Source organism: Neoroseomonas rubea, from assembly GCF_016106015.1.
In the GTDB taxonomy this organism is placed as follows: Bacteria; Pseudomonadota; Alphaproteobacteria; order Acetobacterales; family Acetobacteraceae; genus Neoroseomonas; species Neoroseomonas rubea.
Map to the genome: position 1 here is coordinate 1 of NZ_JACADQ010000289.1, position 5,509 is coordinate 5,509.

5 protein-coding genes are annotated in these 5,509 nt (G+C 72.4%); all 5 read left to right on the forward strand.

Translation table 11 applies throughout. From position 1 onward, the window contains the following. Positions 1-96 precede the first annotated feature (96 nt). On the forward strand, positions 97-1,539 hold the full coding sequence (murC, locus tag HW577_RS19795; RefSeq protein WP_198377852.1) for a UDP-N-acetylmuramate--L-alanine ligase: 1,443 nt from the start codon (positions 97-99) through the stop codon (positions 1,537-1,539). 101 nt (positions 1,540-1,640) lie between these two features. Beyond that, entirely contained in the window at positions 1,641-2,498 is an 858-nt protein-coding gene (murB, locus tag HW577_RS19800) for a UDP-N-acetylmuramate dehydrogenase (protein WP_232475087.1), read from the forward strand. Beyond that, positions 2,495-3,421: a D-alanine--D-alanine ligase gene (locus tag HW577_RS19805; RefSeq protein ID WP_198377854.1), complete on the forward strand. Its 927-nt coding sequence runs from the start codon at positions 2,495-2,497 to the stop codon at positions 3,419-3,421. Before murB ends, HW577_RS19805 begins: the two co-directional genes overlap by 4 nt. Beyond that, positions 3,411-4,313: a cell division protein FtsQ/DivIB gene (locus HW577_RS19810; RefSeq protein ID WP_198377855.1), complete on the forward strand. Its 903-nt coding sequence runs from the start codon at positions 3,411-3,413 to the stop codon at positions 4,311-4,313. Before HW577_RS19805 ends, HW577_RS19810 begins: the two co-directional genes overlap by 11 nt. Beyond that, on the forward strand, positions 4,310-5,509 hold a 1,200-nt coding region (ftsA, locus tag HW577_RS19815; protein WP_198377856.1), incomplete at its 3' end, for a cell division protein FtsA. The genes HW577_RS19810 and ftsA, both read left to right, overlap by 4 nt.

The following is a 5,509-nucleotide window of genomic DNA, read 5'->3' on the forward strand; positions in this document are numbered from 1 at the left end:
CGCCGCCGCCGCCTCCCTCGCGCGCCCGCAGGCCGCGCGCGTGCTGGCCGACGCGGTGCTCACCCGCGCGCGCCGCCTTCCCATGGGAGCCGCCTGATGCGCGCCCTGCCCCTCAACATCGGCCCCATCCACTTCGTCGGCATCGGCGGCATCGGCATGTCCGGCATCGCCGAGGTGCTCCACACCCTCGGCTACCAGGTGCAGGGCAGCGACATCGCCGACGGCTACAACGTCCAGCGCCTGCGCGCGGGCGGCATCCCCGTCGCGGTCGGGCACGACGCGGCGAATATCGGCGACGCCCAGGTCGTCGTCGTCTCCACCGCCGTCAAGCGCGACAACCCGGAGGTCGTCGCCGCCCGCGCGCGGCTGATCCCCGTCGTCCGCCGCGCGGAAATGCTGGCCGAGCTGATGCGCCTGAAGTGGTCCATCGCCATCGGCGGCACGCATGGCAAGACCACCACCACCTCCCTCGTCGCCGCCGTGCTGGAAGCGGCGAAGCTCGACCCCACCGTGATCAACGGCGGCATCATCAACGCCTACGGCACCAACACCCGCATGGGCTCGGGCGACTGGATGGTGGTCGAGGCGGATGAGAGCGACGGATCCTTCCTGAAGCTGCCCGCCGTCGTCGCCGTCGTGACCAACATGGACGCCGAGCACCTCGACCACTGGGGGACGGAGGAGGCGATGAAGGAGGGCTACGCCCAGTTCGTCGGCAACATCCCCTTCTACGGCTTCGCCGTGCTCTGCATGGACCACCCGGAAGTTCAGGCGATGATCCCGCGCCTGTCGGATCGGCGCATCGTCACCTATGGCTTTTCCCCACAGGCCGATGTGCGGGCGGAAAAACTCATCACCGACCGCATGGGCGCGACCTTCGAGGTCACGGTGACCGACCGCGCGACCGGACGCGCCCGCACCATGAAGCCGCTGCGCCTGCCCATGCTCGGCCAGCACAATGTCCAGAACGCGCTCGCCGCCATCGCGATCGGCGTCGAGATGGACGTGGACGAGGCGACCATCCGCTCCGCGCTCGCCGGCTTCAAGGGCGTGAAGCGCCGCTTCACCCGCACGGGCGAAGCGGGCGGCATCTCCGTCATCGACGACTACGGCCACCACCCGGTCGAGATCGCCGCCGTGCTCAAGGCAGCCCGCCAGGCCGGCGCGCGCGACGTGATCGCGGTGGTGCAGCCGCACCGCTACTCGCGCCTCGCCACGCTGTTCGAGGATTTCTGCACCTGCATGAACGACGCCGGCACGGTCATCGTCGCCGACGTCTACGCCGCGGGCGAACAGCCGATCGAGGGCATCGACAAGGATGCGCTCGTCGAGGGGCTGCGCGCGCGCGGGCACCGCTCCGTCGTGCCGCTGCCGGGGCCCGACAGCCTGCCGGAGATGATCAACGCCATCGCCAAGTCGGGCGACTACGTGGTCTGCCTCGGCGCGGGGAACATCACCCAGTGGGCGCACGCCCTGCCGGCGCAGCTGCAGGACCTTCAGCAGCGCGCGCGCGGGCGGCTCGCGGGGGCGATGAAGTGATGATGGCGGCCGCACATGGGAGGGGACCTGCTCCTCCCATACCCTCCCCGCCAGAGGCCGGAAGGCCTCTGGACACCGGGATTCCGTCGATCCGGGGAAGGATGGTGCGTAACGCGCCGCTCGCCGCGACGACGTGGTTCCGCGTGGGCGGGGCGGCCGACACACTGGTCCGGCCTGCGGATGCGGAGGACATCGTCACCCTCCTGCGCGGGCTCGACGACACGACACCGCTCACCATCATCGGCGCGGCCTCCAACCTCGTGATCCGCGACGGTGGAATTCCCGGCGTCACCATCCGCCTCGCCCGCGGCTTCGGCGACATCGCGATCGAAGCAGACGCCATCGTCGCGGGCGCGGCCGCGCTCGACGTCACCGTCGCGGAGACGGCGGCGGCGCACGCGCTCGGCGGGCTCGAATTCCTCGTCGGCATCCCGGGCACCATCGGCGGCGCAGTTGCCATGAACGCCGGCGCTTACGGCACCGAGATCAAGGACGTGCTCGACTGGGCCGAGGTCGCGACGCGCGAAGGCGTCCTCCGCCTCAGCGGCACCGATCTCCGCTTCGCCTATCGCCGCGCCGAACTCCCGCTCCGCGCCGTCGTCACCCGCGCGCGGCTGCGCGCGACACCCGGTGACCAGGCCGCGATCGCGCACCGCCTGAACGAGATCCGCGCCGCCCGCGAGGCGACGCAGCCCGTCCGCGCCCGTACCGGCGGCTCCACCTTCAAGAACCCGCCCGGCGCGAAGAAGGCCTGGGAACTGATCGACGCCGCCGGCTGCCGCGGGCTGCGCATGGGTGCCGCGCAGGTCAGCGAGAAGCACTGCAACTTCCTCATCAACACCGGCGGCGCCACCGCCGCCGAGATCGAGGCGCTGGGCGAGGACGTCCGCGCGCGCGTCCGCGCCGCCACCGGCATCGACCTCGAATGGGAGATCAAGCGTATCGGGAGGCCCGCATGAGCGCGCACGTCGCTGTCCTTCTCGGCGGCATCTCGGCCGAGCGCGAGGTCTCCCTCTCCTCCGGCCGCCAGGTCGTCGCGGCCCTCCGCGAAGCCGGCTTCCGCGTCACGCCCATCGAGGTGACGCAGGACCTCCCCGCGCTGATCCGCGCCCTGACCGAGCCGCGCCCGGACGTGGTGTTCAACGCGCTGCACGGCCGCTTCGGGGAGGATGGCTGCATCCAGGGCGTGCTCGACTGGCTCGGCCTGCCCTACACCCATTCGGGGCTCCGCGCCTCGGCCGTCGCCATGGACAAGGACGCGGCCAAGGCCGTCTTCCGCCAGGCGGGGCTGCCCGTCGCCGAACACTGCCTCGTCACGCGCGAGGAGTTGGAAGCCGCCGACCCGCTGCCGCGCCCCTATGTGGTGAAGCCGGTGAACGAGGGGTCCTCCGTCGGGGTGTTCATCGTGACGGAAGGCGACAACCGCCGCGCCGAGATCGCGCGGGACTGGCGCTACGGCGCCCACGCCATGGCGGAGACCTTCGTCCCGGGCCGGGAACTCACGGTCGGCGTCATGGGCGACCGCGCGCTCGCCGTCACCGACATCATCGCCGATGCCGGCGCCTTCTACGACTATGAGAGCAAGTACGCCGACGGCGGGTCGCGCCACGTGCTGCCCGCGCGCATCCATGCGGATGCCTATGCGGCGGCGATGGACATCGCGCTGCGCGCGCACCAGGCGCTCGGCTGCCGCGGCACCTCGCGCGCGGATCTCCGCTACGACGACACGGGCGGGGAACCCGGCCGGCTCGTGCTGCTCGAGGTCAACACCCAGCCCGGCCTGACGCCGACCTCGCTGCTGCCCGAGCAGGCGGCGCATTGCGGCATCCCCTTCCCCGCGCTCTGCGCCTGGATGGTGAAGGAAGCCCGCCATGGCGCGTGAGCCGCTCCGCGGCGGGGCGCGTGAACGCCTCGCAGCATCCTCGGCGCGCAAGGACCCGGCGCGGCCTTCCCGCCTGCGCATCTGGCTCAAACGGCGGCGCTCGCTGCTGCGCCCCGCGCTCTATGGCATCGCGGGGCTCGGCGCCCTCGCCCTGCTCGTGCAGGCGGTGCGCGCGATCGACCCGGCCGGGCGCGTGCGCGGCGTCACCGACAGCTTCGCCGGCCTCGGCGACGGGCTGGGGCTGACGGTGCAGCACGTGATCCTGGAAGGTCGGCACAACACGCCGACCGACATGATCCGCGCGGCCCTCGGCGTCTCCCGCGGCGACCCGATCCTCGATGTCGCACCCGACGCTCTGCGCCGGCGGCTCGAGACCATCGCCTGGGTGCAGCGCGCGCATGTCGAACGCCGCCTGCCGGGCACGCTGCTGATCCGCATCGAGGAACGCCGCCCCTTCGCCATCTGGCAACACAATGGACGCTTCGTGATCATCGACCGCGAGGGCAAGGTCGTCGCGGCGGATGGGCTCGACCAGTTCGGCCCGTTGCCGCTGCTCGTCGGCGCGGGCGCGGATGCGACGGGTGCCGCCCTTTACGACCTGCTGCGCGCCGAGCGCGAGGTGCATGAACGGGTGCAGGCCATGGTCCGCATCCACGAACGGCGCTGGAACCTCCGCCTGCACAATGGCACCGACGTGCTGCTGCCCGAAGGCGCGGAAGGCGCGGCCATCCAGCGCCTGGCCGAACTGCAGCGGGAAGCGCGGCTGCTCGACCGCCCGCTCGCCGCCATCGACCTTCGCCTGCCGGATCGGCTCGTGCTGCGCCCGACGCGGCAGGCCGAGCCCGCCGAACAGCCCACCCCCCAGCAGGCCAGCCGAGCGAGACGAGGATGAACCAGATCGCCCGCCTGACATCCCCGCCCCTCGAGCCCGGCCAGCCGCCGCGCCGCCGCCGCCATGCGCGCAGCGGCACCTTCGGCGTGCTCGACATCGGCTCGACCAAGGCGGTCTGCATCATCGCCCGCATCGAGAGCGACGGCAGCCCGCGCGTGCTCGGCTTCGGCTGGCAGCGCGGCCGCGGCGTCAAGGGCGGGTCGATCGTCGACCTCGAGGAAGCGGAACGCGCCATCCGCGCCGCCGTCGGCCAGGCGGAGGAGATGGCGGATACGCGCATCCCCGGCGCCATCGTCAACCTCTCCTGCGGCCAGCCCGACGCGCGACTGCTCAACATCCAGTGGCCGATCGGCGGCCGCGCGGTGACCGAGCACGATTTGCGCGCCATCCTGCACGAAGGCCGCCGCCGCACCTCGGAGGAAGGGCGGGAGACGGTGCATGCCATCCCGCTCGGCTTCACCGTCGATGCGACGCCGGGCGTCGATGATCCGCGCGGCATGATCTGCGACACGCTCGGCGCACGGCTGCACATGGTGGCCGCGGCGCAGGCGAGCCTGCGCAACCTCGGCGCCGCGCTGCTGCGCTGCGACCTCGAGGTCGAGGAACTCGTCTCCGCCCCCTTCGCCGCCGGCCTCGCCACGCTGGTGGACGACGAGCGCGAACTCGGCGCGACGGTCATCGACATGGGCGGCGGCACCACGTCGATCGCCGTCTTCAGCGAGCACCATTTGGTCCACACCGCCCAGGTCTCGGTGGGCGGCGGGCAGGTGACGAACGACCTCGCCACCGTGCTCTCCACCCCCGTCGCCCATGCCGAGCGCATCAAGACGCTGCATGGCAGCGTGCATGGCGGCGCGGACGACGACCGCGAATTCATCCCCGTCCCTTTGCTGGGGGAGGAGGAGCACGCCATCGCCCGCATCCCGCGTGCCATGGTCGTGGGCATCATCAAGCCGCGGCTCGAGGAGACCTTCGAGCTGGTGCGCGAGAGACTCGACGCCGCGGGCCTCGGCAAGGAAGGGCGCGCGCGCGTGGTGCTGACCGGCGGCGCGAGCCAGCTCGTCGGCGTGCGGGAACTCGCCGCGCGCATCCTCGACCGCCAGGTGCGGCTCGGCCGGCCGCTGCCGGTCCGCGGCCTCGCCGAGGCCGCCTCCGGCCCCGCCTTCGCGGGCGCCGTCGGCCTGCTGCTGTGGGGC